15 protein-coding genes are annotated in these 22,448 nt (G+C 33.2%); 3 read left to right on the forward strand and 12 right to left on the reverse strand.

Translation table 11 applies throughout. The features are described 5' to 3' along the window. Positions 1–27 precede the first annotated feature (27 nt). The 8 genes from N4A68_06360 to N4A68_06395 all read right to left on the reverse strand — a co-directional run bounded on the left by N4A68_06360 (position 28) and on the right by N4A68_06395 (position 16,829). Positions 28–6,831: an Ig-like domain-containing protein gene (locus N4A68_06360; protein MCT4563929.1), complete on the reverse strand. Its 6,804-nt coding sequence runs from the start codon at positions 6,829–6,831 to the stop codon at positions 28–30. Positions 6,832–7,014: 183 nt separating this feature from the next. Beyond that, positions 7,015–8,097, reverse strand: a complete 1,083-nt coding sequence (locus tag N4A68_06365) for a response regulator (protein MCT4563930.1) — start codon at positions 8,095–8,097, stop codon at positions 7,015–7,017. Between the two features lie 24 nt (positions 8,098–8,121). Beyond that, positions 8,122–9,006, reverse strand: a complete 885-nt coding sequence (locus tag N4A68_06370) for a diguanylate cyclase (GenBank protein ID MCT4563931.1) — start codon at positions 9,004–9,006, stop codon at positions 8,122–8,124. After that, positions 8,999–12,091, reverse strand: a complete 3,093-nt coding sequence (locus N4A68_06375; protein MCT4563932.1) for an ATP-binding protein — start codon at positions 12,089–12,091, stop codon at positions 8,999–9,001. The genes N4A68_06370 and N4A68_06375 overlap by 8 nt, the downstream gene beginning before the upstream one ends. Before the next feature lie 149 nt (positions 12,092–12,240). After that, positions 12,241–13,260: a HAMP domain-containing histidine kinase gene (locus tag N4A68_06380; GenBank protein MCT4563933.1), complete on the reverse strand. Its 1,020-nt coding sequence runs from the start codon at positions 13,258–13,260 to the stop codon at positions 12,241–12,243. Positions 13,261–13,264: 4 nt separating this feature from the next. Beyond that, positions 13,265–13,966 carry a response regulator transcription factor gene (locus tag N4A68_06385; GenBank protein MCT4563934.1) on the reverse strand — a complete coding sequence of 234 codons (702 nt, stop codon included), beginning with the start codon at positions 13,964–13,966 and terminating at the stop codon, positions 13,265–13,267. Between the two features lie 171 nt (positions 13,967–14,137). After that, entirely contained in the window at positions 14,138–15,640 is a 1,503-nt protein-coding gene (locus N4A68_06390; GenBank protein ID MCT4563935.1) for a carboxypeptidase M32, read from the reverse strand. Positions 15,641–15,848: 208 nt separating this feature from the next. Beyond that, positions 15,849–16,829, reverse strand: coding sequence for a diguanylate cyclase (locus tag N4A68_06395; protein ID MCT4563936.1), 981 nt, complete (start codon positions 16,827–16,829; stop codon positions 15,849–15,851). A gap of 779 nt (positions 16,830–17,608) precedes the next feature. On the opposite strand from N4A68_06395, the gene dhaK reads away from it, so the two are divergent. From dhaK to dhaM, 3 genes are all read left to right on the forward strand, one after another. Further along, on the forward strand, positions 17,609–18,601 hold the full coding sequence (dhaK, locus tag N4A68_06400) for a dihydroxyacetone kinase subunit DhaK (GenBank protein MCT4563937.1): 993 nt from the start codon (positions 17,609–17,611) through the stop codon (positions 18,599–18,601). A gap of 106 nt (positions 18,602–18,707) precedes the next feature. Beyond that, on the forward strand, positions 18,708–19,334 hold the full coding sequence (gene dhaL / locus N4A68_06405; GenBank protein ID MCT4563938.1) for a dihydroxyacetone kinase subunit DhaL: 627 nt from the start codon (positions 18,708–18,710) through the stop codon (positions 19,332–19,334). Positions 19,335–19,347: 13 nt separating this feature from the next. Next, entirely contained in the window at positions 19,348–19,737 is a 390-nt protein-coding gene (gene dhaM / locus N4A68_06410) for a dihydroxyacetone kinase phosphoryl donor subunit DhaM (protein MCT4563939.1), read from the forward strand. A gap of 233 nt (positions 19,738–19,970) precedes the next feature. Here the strand turns inward: dhaM and aroF are convergent, their stop codons facing one another. From aroF to folP, 4 genes are read right to left on the reverse strand one after another with little or no spacing between them, the layout of a single operon-like run. After that, a complete protein-coding gene (gene aroF / locus N4A68_06415) occupies positions 19,971–20,756 on the reverse strand; it encodes a 3-deoxy-7-phosphoheptulonate synthase (GenBank protein ID MCT4563940.1) in 786 nt (261 codons plus the stop codon). Beyond that, positions 20,746–21,231: a 2-amino-4-hydroxy-6-hydroxymethyldihydropteridine diphosphokinase gene (gene folK / locus N4A68_06420; protein MCT4563941.1), complete on the reverse strand. Its 486-nt coding sequence runs from the start codon at positions 21,229–21,231 to the stop codon at positions 20,746–20,748. The genes aroF and folK overlap by 11 nt, the downstream gene beginning before the upstream one ends. Next, on the reverse strand, positions 21,224–21,589 hold the full coding sequence (folB, locus tag N4A68_06425; GenBank protein MCT4563942.1) for a dihydroneopterin aldolase: 366 nt from the start codon (positions 21,587–21,589) through the stop codon (positions 21,224–21,226). The genes folK and folB overlap by 8 nt, the downstream gene beginning before the upstream one ends. Position 21,590: 1 nt before the next feature. After that, entirely contained in the window at positions 21,591–22,442 is an 852-nt protein-coding gene (gene folP / locus N4A68_06430) for a dihydropteroate synthase (GenBank protein MCT4563943.1), read from the reverse strand. Between the last annotated feature and the right edge of the window lie 6 nt (positions 22,443–22,448).

A 22,448-nucleotide genomic window follows, 5' to 3' on the forward strand; every position in this document is an offset into this window, starting at 1 on the left:
TGTCCCTTGAGACTCCCTCTTTTTATTCTATAGATTAAATCTTTTAACAAATTCTTTGAAATTCATGAATACTCCTAACAAAAGAACTGCTAATCCAAATAAGTAATAGGGATAGTGTCTTCCTTCGCCTGTTTGAGGTAATACAGTAATGGTACCCTGTGGTATATCCTCATCGGGAATCTCAATTTCAATAATTAATTCATTACCATCTTCATCCTTAATTTTAACCTTGAATTTATCTGGTCCTTTATAGCCATCCTTTGGAATATATTTTAGATTTCCACTGTCGTCCTTTTTTACTGTTCCATGTTCAGGCTGCTCAACTATTTCTACTACCTCTTTATCCCTTGGTGGTATATATGTAGGTATATCCTCTGTATCCTTTACAATTTTTCCAGTCTCCTCTGGTTCTTCAGGTATTTCAACTGGCTCGGGCTCTGGTTGCGGTTGTGGTTCAGGCTCTGGCACCGGTTGAGGATCTGGAGTTGGCTGTGGTTCAGGCTGTGACTCCGGTTTTGGTTTCTCTGTTGTATCTTTGTCTTTATCCTTATTTGAACCGCCACTTCCTCCACTTCCTCCACTTCCACCACTTCCACCTGAAGATTTCCTTCTTACTGTAACAGTTGAAGTATCGGCTATTTCTTCTGTTTCACTACTAACTGCCGTTGCTATGTTTTCTATTTTACCCTTAGCTAAATCTTCTTTTGTTACTCTATAGCTTCCAGTTAGTGTGACACTAGCATCCTTAGCTAGTCCCCCTACAATAAACCATTTCTCTTTCCTTAGCTCTGAAGGCTTTTCAATAGCTGTTTCACTACCTTTTTCCTCAGATATGGTGATAGTCTCACTCTCTAGTATCTTTCCATCTTGCCTTATGTCATTAAGCATAGCATCTTTTACTTTAATATTAGTAAGTGGTATAGTGCCTTTGTTTGTTAAAATAATTGTATAATCAACTATTTCTCCTTCGTAGCATGCCGTTTTGTTTGCTTTTTTATCTATTGCTAGGTCAGCTATATCCACATATACAATCTCTGAAGGTTTTTCACTTGTATATATACTTTTTCCCCAAGCTTGATTCATAATAGGTTTAGTGTTTTCCTCTGATCCAATATCAGTATTAGATACCGTGTAAACAAGCCTATAGGTTTTAGATTCTCCTTGCTTCAGATCTTTAATTGATGGATTATCATCAATTATTGAGGATACCATGTCTCGCCTCGTATTTGAATTCTCAAGAATATCCTTTGTAACAGTAACATTCTTAAGGGTAGCCTCGTCGGTATTTGTAAGAGTTATAGTATATTCTATTTTATCTCCTATCCTAACAATATAATTACCATCTATTGATTTTTCATTATATTCTGTAGGTACTTCCTTATTATTAACCCTTGTAACTGATTTTTCAACTTTAAGTCCTTTAAAATAAACAGTCTTTTTATCCGACACACTATATCGAATATTGTTGGTTTCCCTTGCAGTCACTGTATTTGTGAAGGGATCACCTTCATCTCCAGTTACTCTATACTCTGTATTGTAGCCTTTCTCACCATTTACTCCCTCAACAATTACTTGTCCACCGGCTGGTATGGAAGTAATGATATGATTATTTAAGTTTAACATCACATCAGTAATGGACACATCTTTTAAAGCTATACTTCCATCATTATGGGCAATAATCTTATACCTTATAGTGTCATCCTTTTCCACTCCAAGATCTTGTTGAGATGAAACGGCTACAAAGCTATCGGTACCATTCTTTTTGATTGCTGATACCGTCTTTTCTAAACGTAGCGCTCCTATATCCACGGTTTCTTCTATTTCCTTGTTTGGAGGATTTTCAGGATTTGTTTTATCCTTAAGCTCATTTGCCCACACTTTCAGCGTATTTTTAACAGGGTCACCATTCACATCGGATTCTAAAACTATATATTCTGCATTGAATTCGTATTTTTCACCTACATTCAACTCATTGATAGTCAGGGTATTATGAGTACCTTGTTGAGATATTATATTTGAATCTTTACTTATTGAACTAAATACAATATTATTTGAATTCCCATCTGTAAATAGGGCTTTCGTAAACTTAAACCCATTATTTTTCATAACATCCTCAAGCTTGATATTGTGAAGAGGAACAGAACCATTATTCTTAATCCCTATTTTATATAGTATGGTTTCATTTTTATTCACAGGTTTTTTTATACAATTATTTTTTTCATCGAATAGAGTTTCTGTGCCAGCAAAGGAAACTATATCTCCGTTGGTTTTTTTATATCCTATAGCCTTCTTATCTATAATTATGCTAGGCACTAAATCCGGCCTTAAATTTTTTAAACCTAGATCTACATTATGAATCACACGGGTATCATCATCATTATCATCTATAATTATTTTAATTTCTTGTGTACGTATTACCCCACCTTTTAAAATTCCATCTGAATCCTCAGCATCATTTCCAGCATCATTATTTGTTATTGTGTAATAATCTGGTATCTCGAAGGTTACATAGTATCTACCTGGTTCCAAAGCCGGAAATAGATAATATCCAGGGTTTCCATCATCATCATATCCTGTCAAAGTCCAATCCACTTTAGGCCAGCTTTCAGTTCCAGCATCATATCTATGTAAATTTACTTTAACACCATTGATCCCTGCCGATTGATCATCATATCCATCATTTTGTAAACCATCAGTATTTTTATCAAACCATACAAAATTACCTATTTCTCCATATGGATTTGTTTCTACACCTATGCCTACCATCAATGGTTCATTTGGATCTAAAGTTCCATTCTCATCAGTGGCTATCATACTAATGGAGTTCCAAGCAACTTCCCTATCCGTAGGTGCAGCTACTGGAGCCCTCATTTTCCACTTTAGTACAATCGTACTACCTGGTTTTAGCCCTCTTGAATCATTAAAGCCATCTATTACAAATCTCAAAGATCTTACACTTGTAATATCATCTGGTGGTGTAACAGACCAGTTAGGAGCTTGGGTACCTATTTTCCCATTATTACGAATAGGGTCTGAAGCAGTACTGTATTCAACTTTCAAATTGGCGGAAGACATATTACCATAAATATCTTTGACAATTTGTAATTCCCCTTTAGTAAGAGCTTCTATTAAATATGGCCTCCACTGTGATTCTCTTGGATCATTTGGATTTAAAACAGCGGTATCTCCTCTATGGGGAAGAATATCTATAATTTCAATATCGTTAACATATACATTACCTGCATTAAAGACCTCTAACTTATAATCTGCTGAACCCCCAGGAACAGTCCTTCCTTGATCTGGATATCTGTTATAGTTATTTTCTTCGTTGCCATCATGGTCACCAAAATCATCTAACTCACCCTTGACCCATTTATAAGAATCAATGGAGGGAGTTTCTCTTACGATTATTTTTGCATCATCTCCAACTAAACGATTAAGAGTATTGCTATCTTTGTCTAAATCTGTGCTATCCCCTTCAACCCCAATATTTGAATTAGCCTTGTATTTACCCATACTCATCATATAAAGTTTATTGAAATGCTCACCTACATGAGCATAGCTTTTAATTTTCAAATCATACTTTATATTAATGCTATGTTCTGGTTCTAGGTTATAACTATTACCAGTATTCCAATACCATTTCAAAGTAGTTTCTCCCATATTAGGATAGTTATAGAATTTCTCAAAATTTGGTTTTGGAACCCCAGGGTTAAGACTATTCCAATTTTTCTCCCAAACATCCTGCCCATCGCTATTACTTATATACTCAAGACCTTCGGGTATCACATCAACAATTATAGGATTATTTAAACTAGCGGTTGCTAATCTACCATGATTCGTAGCTACCACTTTGAACGATACTTTTTCAGACGCATAATGTTTATAATTTTCGTTAGTTCCAAGCTTTTGCTTATTCAATACAGAAATCCAAGCTGTATCATGAAGAACTTTAAACTGTACGTTATCTGATAATTTTATTATGTCTGACTCCCCATCAAAATCCTTATGCCTATATTCTAGCTTCGCTTCGTTTTCAATATCTGAATTATCATCTGAAGAGGCGTTTACTTTTCCTACAAGTTCAATTTGCTTTTGATCTAAGAATCCAAATCCCGGTGGAATGGTAGCATATCCTATTCTAACACCTGTGATACGTTCACTGGCTGACCATGAATCATCTGATTTTAAATCATTTATAGAAATAACATTGTCACTAGAAGTATTGTATCCAGAACCATATGCTTTCCAATCCCTTTCATTCGTCTTATACTCGAATGTAAAATCTAGGGATGAAGAAGACTTACCCAAATTAATCTCAGAAAAATCTATCTTATGGGATAAGGTTTCATCGGTCACAACTACATTATATAGGGTATGCCCATTATGTGTCATATTATCAAAGTTGATTAAATATATTACATCATCATCAATATCAAAGTTTTTATTCCTTTTCTTTTTATTATAATCCCGTATATTTAACCTAAGCTTTGGTTGAGGAACATTAGGACTTATAAATGTACTTTCTACAGTATCATTATTGGGACTAAAAGTAATTTCTTCGGAAGCTTTATCTCCGTTTTCATCTATAGGATAAGCCTCATCTACTAAAACATTGTTTGTAAGCTTATCTCCCACCTTTATTCCTGTTACCCCACCTTCTTGTCCGTTTCTATCGATAGGGTATTTCACACTATACTCTATGACAGATGTACTCTTTGGCGATATATCATTAAGCACCCAAGTAATTTTATCTCCATCTATTGTTTTTGGGTCAATATTTGCAGAACCAGATACGTATTCTGCAAATTGAGGTAATGTATCTACCAACTTTATCTCTTTTAAAGGTATATTATAGTTCCCTTTACCAGTGGTCTTTATATGAATTTTATATGTTATTTCACTAGTAAGAGTTGAAGTATCATTGGGTATAGTAAATGTAGCTGGCCCAGTTTTATCTATATACCACTTCTCATTAGATTTAATAAATTTAGTATCTACATAATTGCTGGCTGGATCAAAGATTATTGGTGTTGTATCGGCAACCTCTTGTCCATCTTCTATTTTTATAGGATACCCGGTTGCTGTAACTGTATTTCTACGAATCTGATTATGATAAACTCCACCTGCACTATGATCTTGACTTCTATCAATATTATATTCCACAACGACCCTTGTAGTAGGAGAATTTCCTGCAATAACATCATTAAAATGCCATATTACCGTGCGAGAATCTCTATCATATATTCCCCCATCTGAACTTACATAGCTTGCATCAGCTGGTAACTCATATACTAAATTGACGTCTTTTAAATTGATATCCCCATCTAAAAAAGATAAATTATAGGCCGCTTCAACCTTTGTTACTCTAGGATCCTCCGTAAGCATAACCTCGGTAGGTCCATTTATATCAACGCCCCATGAAGCTGTTGATTTAACAAAACTAGTAGTTACATTATCCGATGATTTTTTAAAGTTTATAGGCCTAGACGATTTAACTATTTCACCACTACTATTCATATCAATGGGATAGCCCGTTACGGTAACTGAATTTGTTCGGGAGTCCCCATCTGTAACCCCCACATCACCAGCATTTCTAATAATAGGAAACTTTAATCTAAGGGTTATAGATGTAGTTTGTTGGGCAGGGACATCCTTTAGCTTCCAAGTTACCTTCGTAATACCATCTTCATTAATAAGCTGTCCAAAGGATTTAGGATTTGATGATACAAAGCTTGCATTCTTAGGTAATGTATCTACTACTTCTACATCCTTTAAATCAATATTTCCCTTCTTTAAGCTAATAGTATAATCTACAAATAGCTCAGTTTGTTTCGGACTCTTAGAAATCGTGGCCTTAGCTGGTCCATCCTTAGTGATGACCCAGCTGTCCGCAAGGTTATAAGTTAAACTCCAAATGTCACTATAGGTTGTCCTAAGTTCGCCCTCTAAACTATTAAAATTTCCCTTAATTACGGCTTTATTTAAATCAATAGTCTTACCATCGGGATGTATACTTGGACTAGGATATTTAAAAGTAATATACACATATCCACTTTTCCCCGATGGAAATTTAGTTGGATTACCTCCAGCCTTATCCCCTAAAGTAAAGGTGGCCGTTCTCGTAGCAGGATTATAAATATTATCATCACCAACGGGATTTGTAACATGACCTGATCTAGTCACTGATTGGTATTCCGCACCTCGAGGTAGAGTATATGAAAGCTCCACATTATAAAAAGTGTTCTTTGTACTAGAAACAGAATAATCTAGTCTAACAGTAATATCCTCTCCCGGTGAAATTGTAGTTTTATCGCCTACTACGGATAAAGAAACCCCGGGTCCTTTGCTATCCCTACTCTCTTCAGAGCTTTTAGTAAATATAGCTGCTTTGGGAAATATGGAAGGAGTTGTTTCACCATCAATATCTTTCTTATCCTCGGAAGTAAAATTACTTTCATCTGTTTCACCTTCTTCAGTAGATTTACTTCCTTCTGTGGGAATACTTTCTCCACTAGGCTCACTATCCTCAATAGTCTTACTTCCTTCTAAAGGAGTACTTTCTCTACCAGGCTCACTATCCTCAATAGTCTTACCTTCTTCTAGGGAAATACTTTCTCCACTAGGTTGACTATCTTCAATAGTCTTACTTCCTTCTAAAGGAGTACCTTCTCCAGCTGGTTTATTAACTACTTCACTTCCTTCATCCCTAACTAAATTTTCATCAGCAAAAACTTTCATCTCAAGAAAAGGTGAAAAAATTTGAATTAGTAAAATGAAAATTGCTAATAAACTTATAGCATAAGTGCTTTTTTTATTGAAACACTTCATTATATACCTCCTCTTTTACAATTATAATCCCTACTACCTATTGACATAATAATATATTTTAATATATTATACTACTTTATTCTCAACAATTTCTCAACAATTTCTAAACAATTTCCGACAAATAGGGTCTTTTTCAACAAAAAAAAGATGCTATTTATATCAGCATCTAAGTTGTATCCTACTTTATATAAGACTTAGTTCTACCCCCAACTCATCATTAAAAATTTTTTTCATCTCCCTATAATGGTCATGAAACAGAATATTATCCCCTGTATTTTTATAAATATCAAGAAGGCATTTATGAACTTCTTCTATATAATAATTTTTATCAAGTATCTTTCTTAAATATATAATTGCTTGATTATATTGTCTTTGGACAGTATAGTATTTAGAAATTTCCTTTAATATATCAATATATAGTTGGCTTATCTGCGTCTTGTCATCCTTTGCCCATAAATAGTCGCTTGATTCAAAATAATCTCCACGATATGATTCTACTATTGCTTTATATTCTTTTATGTTTTTTACTCCCACTTCTATTTTCTTATTTGCAATTTTACGAAACTCATAAATATCACAATAGATATCTGGAACATTTAATCTATACATTTCGTGTGAATATAAAATTCCTTCTTTTATCCCTATTGATTTTAAAGATCTTCTTATATTATAAACACTTGTATGAAGCAGTTTAGTAGCCTTTTCTATCTCTTTATCCGGCCATAGGTCCTCGATAATCTTATCTCTATGTATAAGCTCACCTTCATGGTGTACAAGATATGCGATGAGTTCCTTTGTCTTTGAAGTACGCCATTTTACAAGCTGAGAATTATTAATCCATTCAAAATTTCCAAGACATAAAATTTTATTTACTTGTTGTCTGTCATTTACTTTCAAAGGTGATGAATGCCTTTTCTTTATTCTCTCAATAGTTCTATCGAGCCTTCTTTTAAGTACTGGCTTCATTATATAGTCAACTGCATCTACTTCAAAGGCATCGACAGCGTACCCATCATAGGCAGTGATGAATACAATCTGCATATCACTATTTATCGCCAGTGCTTTCTTTGCTGCCTCAATTCCCTTCATTTTTGGCATTTCAATATCTAAAAATACTAAATCTATACTTTCTTTTCTCATCTTCTCAAAGGCCAAAGTTATATCAATATAGCCTCCTACTATTTCAATTTCTTTATACTGCTTGAGCTGGTATTCTAAAGCCTTTAATGCAGGTCTTTCATCGTCTACAAGTATAGTCTTAAGCATATATCCACCCCTTTGCTACAATAACTAGGTATTTGCAACTACAACGCAATTTTTACCCTTTGCTTTTCCTTCATTCAAAGCTTTATCAGCGTTATCTATAATCTCCTCTATCGCTTTTTCCTGATCATATGATGCAATACCAAAGGTCATTGTTATAGAAAAATCAAAAGAATCATAATGGATTTTATAATTTTCAATTTCTTTTCTTATCTTTTCAGCTACTATTTTTGTTTCTTTTAAATTTGTATTAGGAAGTATAATTACAAACTCTTCTCCTCCCCATCTTACCAATATATCTTCTTTTCTAATTATTTCAAGCATTAATTTTGACACTGATTTAATAACAAAGTCCCCACAATTGTGTCCATAAATGTCGTTAACCCTTTTAAAATAATCAATATCTGAGATTATTAAAGAAAAGCATTGGTTTTTATTTTTGTATTTTATAATTCCGTCTATTTTTTCCAGCATAAATCTTCTATTATACAAACCAGTTAAATAATCTGTCTTTGCTTCTACAGATAACTTGTCAATAGTCCTTTTAACAGTATGCTTTTCTAAAATTCTCTGCATTGTCTTGTCCAGCCTTTTTTTAGATATTGGTTTCATAATATAATCTGTTGCACCAAATTCAAAGGCATCAACGGCATAATTATTATAAGCGGTAACAAATATAATATCTATCATATTATTTATTTTTAATATCTTGTTTGCAGCATCCACACCCTTCATTTTAGGCATATCTACATCTAGGAAAATCGTATCAATCCAGTCATTTCTGATTCTTTCAATTGCCTCAAATACATCTGTATATTCTCCTACAATATCAATATAATCGTATTGCTCAAGTATTCGCTTTAAAACCCTTAATGCGGGTCTCTCATCGTCAACTAGTATAGTTTTAAGCAAAACTCTCACCTCTTTGCTTTGGAATCTTTATAGTTACTACTGTTCCCTTTCCAACCTCGCTTTCAATATCTATTCCATATCCATAAATACGTTTCATCCTCTTATTTATATTTTTAATACCAACCCTTGTATTTTCTCCTTCGTCACGGCTTATACTTAATAATTTTTCCTTAGGAATTCCCACCCCATTATCCATCACCTTTAATATAATAAATTCTTCTTTATGTCTTATAGTAATATTTATATCCCCGCCATTTTCATTCTGCAGCACTCCATGCTTTATGGCATTTTCCACTATGGGTTGCAATAAAAGAGTAGGAATCATAAAATTAAGATCCTGTTCTTCAAAATCAAAATGACAATTCAATTTTTCTTCAAACCGGGCTTTTTCAATAGCTAAATAGGATTCTATAAACTCAATTTCTTTTTCTATATAAATAAACTTGTCCATATTATTGAATTCAAAACTACTCCGCAAATAATTACTTAATTCCAAAAGGAGTTCTCCTGCTTTTTCACCATCAGTCCAGCAAAATGATATGATGGTGTTTAATGCATTATATAAAAAATGAGGTTTTATTTGGGCTTGTAAAAAAGCCATTTCAGAATTTAAGGCATGTTGTACAGATTTCTTCAACTGTAAAAGAGTCTTTACACGGGCCTTTAATTCACTAATAGCAAAGGGCTTAAGCAAAAAATCATTTGCTCCAACTTCAAGTCCTGCTAAAATAGCTTTGGGATTACTTTGAGACGTTAACATAATCACTGGAAGATCATAAAGTGAATTTTCTTCCCTGATCTTCTTACACACTTCAAAGCCTGATATTTTAGGCATCATAACGTCAAGGATCACTAGGTCTATTGTTCTGTTCTCTGAAATCAAATCCAAGGCTTCAATTCCATCTGCAACGGGAATTATAGAATACTTCTCCGTAGACAATATATTAACAAGAGATTGTAAATTTATATAGTCATCATCCACAATCAAAATGGTAAATTCTCCTTCTTGATGTAATATTCCTTGGGTATTAGTATATTGAGAATACATATTGTTATTCATGGATATCCCCTCGCCTTTAATATCTTTATCAATATCCACGCTTATCCCATTGCTTATTGGCATACTAAATATAAATTTTGAACCTTTTCCCGGCTTTGATTCAACCCATATTTTTCCCCCATGCATTTCTACAAGATATTTGGTGATACTCAGTCCTAATCCCGTTTCACTATATCCCCTCATTAGTGAATTTTGGACTTGTTCAAAGGATTTAAAAATATCCTCTAATTTATCCTCAGGTATACCAATCCCCGTATCTTCAACATATATCTCTAGCATATTATTATTTTCAATTGCCGAGATAGTTATCTCCCCTTGGGGTATAAACTTTATGGCATTCTCTATAAAATTATAGACTATCTGGGTTACTCTTTGTTCATCAGCAAAAATCAAAGGTATATTTTCTGGAATGTTATTGTTAAATTTAATGGACTTGTTTACAGCAATATACCTGTACACATCTAAAACCATTTGAACAGTCTTTTGTATATCAACACTTTTTTTATTGAGTTTTATGTCATCATATTTTAATTTTGAATAATCCAATATATCATTTACTAGATTGGCGAGCCTTTTACCACTTAGTGTAATTAAAGATAGATTCTCCCTTTGCTTCGAGGATAAATGACCCTCTTCACATTGTAATATGGATTCAGTAATATTAATAATTCCATGAAGGGGTGTTCTTAACTCATGGGATGTATTTTCAAGAAATTCATCCTTAAGATTATTCAATGAAATCATTTCATCAGATAATTTTTCAACCTCATTAAAGGCATCTGAAAATCTTTCTGCCAGAATATAAGCATGAATAAATGTAATTAAAGCCATTGAAAATCCGAATACTCCCCCAGGATAGCTTTTAATAATATTTCTAAAATATAAAACATCATTAATAAATGCAGCTAAAATAATAATCATCCCTATAAATAATAAAACTCCTTCTTCTTTTCTCTTAAGTGCTGCAATAAAAGTACAGTATAGTGTATAGATAAACATAACAGCTGCTAAAATTTCAAGATAAATCAAAAGACTTGTATAAACCTTAATATTTGTAAATACCGTAATAATTGTAAAAACCAGGGAGATGAAAACCGAAGCCCATAGGACTTTTTTTGAAAACTCCTTTGGAAAAATACTACAAACAAACATCATCCATATTGTAGGTCCCCAATAATTTGTCATATATTCAATGAAAACTATGTAATTAAAATCCATTCCCGGAATAATTTTCGTTATGAAATATTCTCCAGTAAAAAGTATTCTTATAGTAAATATAAAGAGTATTAGAATAAAATATAAAACCGATTTATTTTTTCTATGGAGCCAGTAAATTGCTATATGATAGAATAATATAATCAGCATTATTCCAAAAAGAAACATCTCTCTTCTAGCCGAAGCTTCCCTCATATTTATTATTTGTTCACTGGTTCCAAAAACAATTGAATGCCAAATTCCTCCTTTAGAATAAGTATAATTTGACACCTGGATAATTATATCAAAATCCTTTGAATTAGTATTGAACAAGGCAATTTGAGGATTATATTCGGATTTAGAAGATTCCCTCTCCTCGCCTACAATACCACTTTGAGCAACAATCTTATCATCAATCATTAGTTTGTAGGATGTAGACATAGTCAATATCTTCAATCCCTTTAAATCCTCTGCATCATCTACTTTTACCTTTAACCTATATGTTCCATATCCTAGTGCTGGAAGTTTTTCCCCATTAATTTCGTACCTATTCCATACTTTTGGAACTTTAAAATATCCACTGGGTTTGTATATCCTATTATTTCCATAAAAATCATCATAGGTTAATAGCTGATTCCAGTAAAACTCCCACTCTCCATCAAGCCTTACGGTTCCATCCCTTTTTAAATCCCAATTGGTCAAATCTAGAACTCCCTTTTCACCTAATGGATATTCTTTTTGTAAAAGGGATGATGACGAAAAGGTCAATACTGCTCCTAAAAGTATAAATAATAAAATAAGTATATTTTTTTTATTTAAACAAAACCTCATTTAAGATCTCCTTCATTTTTATACGTATATTTCTAAAAATGATTTCTTCATATGGATTTCCAAAAGTTAAACTTAATTTATACATTTCAAAATATCCGATGTTTCTAGGGATTTTTGATGTGTATAAGTTAAGATTTACCCTAAACTATTTATAACTTAGGAATAGTAAAAATAAACGCAGTTTTTTCATAGGGCTTACTTTCTACCCATATCTTTCCTTCATGCTTTTCTATTAGTTTCCTCACTATTGCAAGGCCAAGACCACTACTTCCTAATGCCTTCTTACGGGCCTTATCCTTTATATATAGACGATCAAATATATAGGGCAAATGTTCCTCTTCGATTCCTGCTCCTTTATCCCATATATTAATCTCATAATTTGTTTTAGTAGCTACAAGGTCTATTCCCAAAACCCTACCCTCTTCGCCATACTGAATGGCATTTTTTATTATATTATTAAAAATTCTTGTGATACTGAGCTTGTCCCCATATACCAATGTCTTACTTTCTGGCACGTTAACCCTTAATTCAATTTCTTTTTTATTGATTTCTGGTAGAAACTCTATTATGCATTCCCTTATTATTTCGGAAACATCCTGTACCTCAAAATTCATTTCTATATCATCGGAGTCTAATTTCGCCATATAAAAAATTTCATCTATTAATTGTTTTAAATTTCTTGATTTAGCAGAAATTATATCTAGATACTCTAGCCTTTCCTCTTCGCTAGTAGCGACCCCATCCTTCAATGCTTCCACATATCCTATTATGGAGGTTAAAGGCGTCCTAATATCATGGGATATATTAGACATTAATTTTCTTCTGGATTCTTCAACAATAATTTGATTTTCCCTTGTAGTCTGTAGTATTTCTATCACTCTATTAAATCTACATGCAATCTGGGAAATAAGTCCATCCTGTCTAACTAGTATCCTTGTATTAAGATTTCCAGAAATAACTCTGTCTAATTGCTGGTTAATCCTGTTAATCTTGCTGATTCCTTTATAATTTATACAAAGCTTGACCAAGGATACAAGTATTAACAAACCGTTTAGTAGGGTTATATATAGGTTTACAATATTAGAAAAATAAAGTAAACCAAATATAACACATGAAAGCAACAATACCATCCAATTTATAATAATACAAACTCTGTCTATTCCTTTCATGGCATCATTCTCCTATAAATTTATAACCAATTCCCCATACGGTTTGAACAAAACTTGGTTTTTCTGGATTTTCTTCGATCTTTTTTCTTAGTCTTCTTATATATACCATTACCGTATTATCATCTTCTATAAATGTATCATCCCAAACATTTTTGAATATCTGAGCCTTTGTAAATACCTGATTAGGATTATTGGCAAAAAATTTTAATAACTCAAATTCCTTTGCTGTAAGCTGAATCTCCTTTTTTCCTCGATATACTGCATAGCTTTTTAGGTTGATCTTCAAATCACCGAAAACCAAGGTAGATTTATTATGGGAATTGACCCCCGCACTTAATACTAAATATCTTCTTAAATGGGCATTTATCCTTGCAACGAATTCCGTCATACTGAATGGTTTTGTTATATAATCATCTGCCCCAATCCTCAGCCCTAGAACTTTATCAATCTCATCATCCTTAGCCGTCAGCATAACTATTGGTACATTAGTTTCATTTCTAAGTCTTTTGCAAAGCTCTATACCGTCAATTTTAGGCATCATAACATCTAAAATGATCAAGTGATACTTATTTTTTCTAAAAAGCATTAACCCTTCTTGTCCATCAGAAGCGGCATCAACATTATATCCTTCTCTCTCAAGATATTTAATCAATAAATTTAAAATTTCTGCTTCATCATCTACAACTAATATTTTTATATCATCCATCTTATCCCTCAATTCTCCTATTTAAATTATTTATGGTTTAAGGATTTGTAAGTATATTCTATATAGTAGTTAATTCCTGTATACTTTCAATTACTCTCTTCATATATAATTTAAAGGAGCTTAATTCTAAATAGAATCAAACTCCTTTAATAAATTATACTACAAAATATACTATAAATTATATAATCTATTATATTTATCTTCTAAATATTGAATAAAATATTTTGGATTAAGCTCTTCCCCAGTAACATCCTTAACAATCTCATTAGGCTTTTTCAAACAACCATACTTATGTATGTTTTCTCTTAACCATTCTTGTATCTTGTTAAATTCACCATTAACAAGAAGTCTATCTATATCTAAGGTTTTTCTCATAGTATATTCAAATTGTGAAGCATATGCATTACCTAATGCATATGAAGGAAAATACCCAAAAAGACCATCTGACCAATGAACATCTTGAAGGACTCCCATTTCATCATTTGCAGGTGTGATACCCAAATATTCTTCCATTTTTTCATTCCATATTTTAGGCAGGTCTTTTACCTCTATATTGCCTTCAATAAGCATTTTTTCTATTTCATAACGAACCATAATATGTAATGAATAAGTGAGTTCATCTGCTTCTATTCTGATTAAAGAATTTTCTATTTTATTTATAGCTTCATAAAATTCATTTAATGATACATTTGAAAGCTGATTTGGGAATATTTCCACTAACTTAGGATAAAAATATTTCCAAAAATTTATATTCCGTCCAAAAACATTTTCATACATCCTAGATTGGGACTCATGGATTCCCATGGAAGTTCCAGTCCCTAAAATTGTTTCAGCTATATTTTCCCCTATGTTTTGTTCATAAAGGGCATGCCCACCTTCATGGACAGTACTAAATATAGCCGATGTAAAGTTGTCCTCAAAATAATGAGTTGTAATCCTTACATCATTTTTAGTGAAATTTATAGTAAATGGATGTTCACTTTCCTTCATAATTCCTGCATCTTTATCAAAATTTATTTTGCTAAGAAGGTATTGTGAAAACTCTTCTTGTTTCTTTGGAGAATATGAATTTGTTAAAAAGTCTGCTTTAATTTTTTTATCACTATTTTGTATTTTCTTTACTAACGGAACAATATTCTCCTTCAATTCCCCAAAAAATTTATCTAATTTTTCAGTAGTCATTCCCGGTTCATAATCATCTAAAAGAGTATTATATGGATGATCTTTATATCCCCTATACTCAACAAATTTCCTTAAATAGCCGATAAGCTTTTCTAAATAAGGCTGGAATATTGAGAAGTCCGATTTATTTTTAGCCTCTTCCCATACTACATTAGCCTTACCTTTTAATTCTGCATATGCTCTATATTCCTCGGCGGGAATTTTTGTGAGTTTATCATAATCCTTACGAACTTCTTTCACAATAGCATTAGTTACGTCATCAAGCTCATGGGCATGTTTTTCCAAAACAATTAAACATTCCTTTGTATCATTGGAAGTAGTAAGTTTGAAAACTTCTCCAGCCAATATCCCTAGTATTTTCGATCGATTATCCACGCCTTTTTTTGGTGCGCCCGTAGCTCCATCCCAATATATAAGTGACATGGAATGATTGTAGGCTTTAATTTTTTCAAGTGTTTCATGGAATTGTTTTTTAACTTGCTCCAATTGCATAAGACTCCACCTCTCATATAAAAGATATTTTTACATGCTAAGATATAATACATTTCTATAATATATGATAATACAATTTTTTTTATATGTCTAATTTTTTTGATAAATAAAAATATTTAAATATATTTAAAACAGGCTGAATTAAAGGGATTGTCCTTTGAGACAATCCCTCTTCCAATAACTAGTCATTAATTTATTTTTTAAATTTTTATCTTGCAACCCTATTACGCCCAAAGTATTTAGCCTGGAAGAGTGATCTATCTGCCCGTCTTATAAGCTCTTCAGCAGAATGATATTTTTCAGGAAATAATGTCGATATCCCTAAACTAATAGTAACATATTCAAAAACACAGGAACTCCCATGCTTTATAGCCAAGGCTTCAACACTATTTCGTATCCTTTCTGCCACCGTAAAAGCTCCTTCCTTATCCGTCTCAGGCAATATCACAACAAATTCTTCACCACCATACCTAGCAACAAAATCCCCGGGTCTTCGGACAGATGAAGCAATGGACTTTGCCACCTGTCTAATGCACTTATCCCCCACTTGATGTCCATAATAATCATTAAATGCCTTAAAGTGGTCTATATCGATCATAATCAGCGATAAAGGTATATTTCTGCGTATTGCTCTTTCCCATTCAGTCTGAATAGTAGTTTCAAAACTCCGTCGATTTGAAACACCGGTTAGCACATCAATAGTTGATATATGTTCTAGCTCATAATTGAGTTCTTGAAGTAATGATAATTCATTAACCTTTTCTTCCAACACTCTTTTTTGCTCTTCAAGTAGTTGTTTCTGTTTTTGAAGCTCAATAAATACCTTTACTTTGCTTTTTAATATTAAGGGATCTATTGGCTTAAAAAGATAATCTACTGCACCTATTTCGTATCCCTTAAACATACACTTTTGATTCTTGTTTATAGCGGTAACAAATATAATAGGGATATACCTAGTACTTTCACTGTCTCTCATAAGCTCTGCGGTTTTAAAGCCATCCATATCGGGCATTTGTACATCCAATAATACAAGTGCGAAGTCATACTCAAGCAATAGACCTAGGGCCTCATTTCCAGATGCCGCTTTAACTATATTCAGGTCTAAACTCTCAAGTATACTTTCCAAAATAAACAGGTTTTCTGGTATATCATCAACTATTAATATATTCATTCTATCTTGGGATACCATATGTTTTCCCTCCCAAATATTTACTAAACCTATATTCATACTTTTGATAAATACCTTAAGGCAAAGGTGAAATCTTCATATCTTAATTAACACATTTATTTCTATTCCCCTTGGTTTCCGCTTGCTTACTTTTAAACGGCTCAATAAATAAATTTTTTAATAAAAGTTAATTCTTTAAATAAATACATAATTATTTGCTTGAATGTATAATTTTATATTTTTTAACTACATAAGTAAATTTTATCATTCATCAAAAGAATACACAATACTACAAAAAGTATAAATAATAAAAAGGGGCCAGTAATGGGAGGTATTGTGGAACAAAACTTTAAAGTTATTTAGCTAAAGAATAATGAAAAAAGGATAAGCATATAATTTAAAAGAAGATAAGCAAATGAGCAAATTGTATAATTGAGGAAATTGCATAACTCTTACTTGGCACAATTGCATATGCGAATATCATCCTTAATTTGAATATTTAAGATATAGTATATTTGGTGGTGTAGCTTTGAAGATTTTTAAACTACATGTAGTAGATGGTTTTTATAGAAAGTAATTATGCAATTTGCTCAATTACTTTCTACAGAAATCATCTACTATATATAGTTTTAAAAGCCAAAAAACCATACCATCAAATATGCTTATATCTTAAGTAATTAAATTAAGGATTATATTCCCATATTAGGCTTAGCCAAATCAGAGTTATGAAGTTTCATCTAATGGCTAAACATGTGGCTTTATTATTTATAACAATATAGAATAGATAGGAGGAATGAATTTTGAAAAAAATTATTAATAACCCTGAAAATGTGGTAAACGAAATGTTAGAAGGGATTGTAAAGGCACATCCCCAGTATGTAAAAAGAGTAGAAGGCTTTGACGTATTAGTTAGAACTAATCTAAGGGAAAAAGTAACTTTAGTCAGCGGAGGAGGAAGTGGACATGAACCCTCTCATGGAGGATTTGTAGGGGAAGGGATGCTAGATGCAGCTATAGCAGGAGAAGTCTTTACCTCTCCAACCCCAGACCAAGTATTTGAAGCGGTGAAAGCCGTTGATCAAGGAAAGGGAGTACTTTTAGTTATCAAAAATTATACAGGGGATGTTATGAATTTTGAAATGGCTGTGGAATTAGCTGATGCCGAGGGAATTAAAGTGGAAAGTGTTGTTGTGAACGATGATGTAGCTGTTGAAGATAGCACCTATACCACTGGCAGGCGAGGAATTGCAGGAACTGTTTTTGTACATAAGATTGCTGGAGCTGCTGCGGAAAAAGGATTGGAATTAACTGAAGTAAAACGAATTGCAGAAAAGGTTATAAAAAATGTAAGGTCTATGGGAATGGCTTTAACACCTTGCACCATACCAGCAGCTGGAAAACCAGGCTTTGAATTATCGGAAAATGAGATGGAAATCGGATTAGGAATACATGGTGAACCTGGAACCCATAGGGATGAAATAAAGAATGCCAAGGAGATTGCAGCACATTTAATGGATAAAATATTAAAGGATATGCAAATCAATGAAAATGGAGAGGTTGCTGTTTTGGTAAATGGTTTGGGAGGAACACCTCTTATGGAACTATATATCATAAATAATGAGGTAGATAAAATATTGAAAGAAAGAGGGATAAAAACCTATAAAACTATGGTTGGCAATTATATGACTTCAATTGAAATGGCAGGATTTTCTATATCATTATTAAGGGTTGATGGTGAATTAAAGGAATTATTAGATGAAAAAGCAAACACCCCAGCATTTAAGCAAATATAATGATTAAAAGATAATAATTTGCTGATAGACTATATTATAGGGATTCCAGTCAAAACTTTGATTTGAATTCCTATGGATAATCACTAACCGAGGAGGCATGGCATATATGATCACGACAGAATCGCTTATAAAGATATTAAGAAATATTGCTATAAAAATTCATGAAAACAAAGAACTATTGACCGAATTAGATGCCGCTATAGGGGATGGAGATCATGGCATTAATATGAATAAAGGATTTACTGCCGTATCAAAGAAACTAGAAGGACTAAAGACCGATGATTGTGGAGAGATTTTAAAAGTTACGGCTATGACCCTAATATCTACGATTGGAGGGGCATCCGGCCCCTTGTATGGAACTGCATTTTTGAAGGCATCAACAATAGCTAAGGGCAAAACTGAATTGGGTAAGGAAACAATTATAAAAATGTTTGATGAAGCTATTAAAGGGGTTGTAATGAGGGGAAAAGCTCATATAGGAGAAAAAACAATGCTTGATGCATTAATTCCAGCATATGAAGCATTGAAGGAATCCTTAGAACAAGGGCAAGAATTATCTATTGCATTTAATGAAGCTGCTGGTGCCGCTTATAAAGGTGTTGAAAGAACAAAACATATTATTGCTACAAAGGGAAGAGCTAGTTATTTGGGAGAAAGAAGCTTAGGCCATCAAGATCCCGGTGCAACTTCTAGTTATCTAATTCTAAAAACAATATCAGATACTTTAAGATAAGGGAGTTCTGAAAATGATAGGAATGGTAATTGTTTCACATAGTGAAAAAATAGCTAAGGGTATTGTAGAGCTTTGTAGTCAAATGGCTGACAAGGTCAAAATTGAGGCCGCAGGCGGGTCCGAGGATGGAAGAATTGGAACAAATGCTACAAAAATTATGGAAGCTATTGAAAAAGTATATAGTGAAGAAGGAGTTTTGGTGCTTGTAGACTTAGGAAGTGCCATTATGAGTACTGAGCTTGCTTTTGACCTATTGGAAGACAATATGGGGAAAAGGATAGTCATAGCAGATGCTCCAATTGTAGAGGGCAGTATTGCTGCGTCCATACAAGCATCCATAGGGGGTTCCCTAGAAGAAGTAAAAACTGCGGCAGAGAAAAGTAAAAATTTAACCAAAATATAAGCCCACAAGTATAGGAAGATTTATTAACACAAAAAATATTATGGTGATACCTTCATGTAGTATTAAATAAAATGACAAAATAAGATGTCTATCTTTATTATCGTAAAGATAGACATCTTATTATTTGACCAAATTGCATAATTATCTTTTGTAAAAAACCCTATATATAGTTTTACAATCTCAAAAGTCATATATGGATAAACAACATTTTTTATGGAATTTCTCCATTTATATCAGTCTTTATTTAATTCTGAAAAAATTTCCTTATATTCTTCTGGTTTAATGGATTGTTGTCCATCGCTTAAAGCATTCTGGGGATCGATATGTACTTCTATCATTAAACCATTTGCTCCACAGGCCAAGGCAGCCTTTGACATGGGCATAATGAGTTCTTTACGCCCCGTTCCATGACTTGGGTCTACTATAATTGGCAATCCTGTTTCCCCTTTCATAATAGGGACAGCAGCTAAATCTAGTGTATTTCTTGTATAAACCTCAAAGGTTCTTATGCCTCTTTCACAAAGTATGATATTTTTATTTCCATAAGCAGCTATATACTCAGCAGCCATTACCCATTCCTTTATAGAAGCACTCATTCCCCTCTTTAAAAGAACGGGCTTACTAATTTTTCCGACTTCTTTTAATAGGGAATAGTTATACATATTCCTTGATCCTATTTGAATAACATCGGAATATTCAACGATGGCATCCAAATTCTTCCCATCCATAAGCTCCGTTATGATGGGAGTTCCTATCCTTTCTCCTGCCAACTTTAAATATTCAAGGCCCTTTAAACCAAGTCCTTGAAATGCATAGGGACTAGTCCTAGGCTTAAAAACCCCTCCCCTTAATATATCCACTCCAACTTCTTTAAGGGCTAAAGCAGTTTCCATAACCTGCTCTTTGGATTCCACCGCACAGGGCCCGGCTATCATAACCGGAGGATTATTTCCTCCAATATTTAATTTTCCCACCTTGACTATCACTTGTTCTCCATTTAGGATTCTTTTATCTATCATAATCAATCTTCCTTATTTCTTCCCCTTCTAAATTTTTTAGTATCTGCTTTATATTTTCATTGTTAATATCAATATTTGGTGCAATCTCATATAGTGGAACCATTACAAAGGCTCTCTCCGTCATGCGTGGATGGGGTAAAGTAAGCCTTTCATCTTGGGATGTAAATCCTTCATATACTAATATATCAACATCTATAGTTCTTGGTCCCCATCTGATTATTCTTTTTCTTTTTAGTTTTTCCTCAATAGAGCCGCAAAATTCTAAAAGTTGATAGGGCTCCAAATTCGTTTCTATTTCCACAACTACATTTACAAACCAGTCTTGATCCTCATATCCCACGGGTTCTGTTTCATAGTACGAAGAAATATTTTTGACCTCTATTGATTTATGCTGTTTAAGCATGTCCACGGCACTATCAATATTTTCTTTCTTTTCACCTATATTACTTCCAAGACCCAAATAAGCTTTATGCATTTCTTATTCTCCTTATTTCTACTGCAAAATAGTCAAATATTCCCTTTACTGGAGCTTCAGGTTTTCTGATCTTGACACAAATCTCATTTACTGTTAAAAAATCCTCCAATATGGTCTTAGCTATGTTTTCAGCCAATGCTTCTATAAGTTTGAATCTTTTATTTTCCACAATGTCCTTAACCTTTTCATAGACTTCTCCATAATGTACTGTGTCCTCTACTCGGTCACTCAAACCAGCCTTCCTTAAATCCACAAAGATCTCTATATCCACAAAAAATTTTTGCCCCAATGTGTTTTCTTCCTGCAAAACACCATGATATCCAAAAAAGGCTAGATTTTTCATTATTATCTTATCCATATTAAAATCTCCTTATGATAGCATCAGTAACCTTAGCTGTTCTTACATTTTCTTTTATATCGTGTACCCTTACTATATCCATACCTTGCATTATTCCCATTACTGTAGTAGCAAGTGTACCTTCAACTCTTTCCTTTGGTGGCAGATCAAGTATTTTACCAATCATTGACTTTCTTGACGTGCCTAGCAAAGTTGGATAACCTAAATCATTAAGCTCTCCAAGCCTAGACATAACCACCATATTCTGCTCAGGAGTCTTCCCAAACCCTATACCTGGATCTAATATTATGTTTTCCCTTTTCACGCCAGCTTTTAAAGCTATATCTATGGACTTTTTTAAAAAACCACAAATTTCTTCCATAATATCATTTTTATATTCAGTACCATTTTGATTATGCATTGCAACAACTACAGCATTATACTTAGCTACTACTGATGCTAAGTCTGGGTCTCTTTGTAGACCCCAAACATCATTAATAATATGGGCACCGGCTCCTAAAGCTTTCTCTGCTACCTGAGCTTTATAGGTGTCTACTGATATAGGTACATCTACCTCTTTAACAAGCCTTTTTACAATGGGAAGTACTCTTCTCAATTCTTCCTCCCCATCTACTTCCTTAGACCCAGGTCGTGTGGATTCTCCTCCAATATCAATTATATGGGCTCCTTCCATGACCATTTCCTTAGCATGTTTTATGGCTTTCTCTACATCAATATACTCTCCACCATCTGAAAAGGAATCCGGGGTAGCATTTAATATACCCATTATAAAGGTACGGCTGCCTAGCTTCAATTCATGCTTGCCACATTTTATATCTATTCTTCTATGGAATTTATAATTTATATTTCTCATTTTATC

The organism is Maledivibacter sp. (assembly GCA_025210375.1).
In the GTDB taxonomy this organism is placed as follows: Bacteria; Bacillota; Clostridia; order Peptostreptococcales; family Caminicellaceae; genus JAOASB01.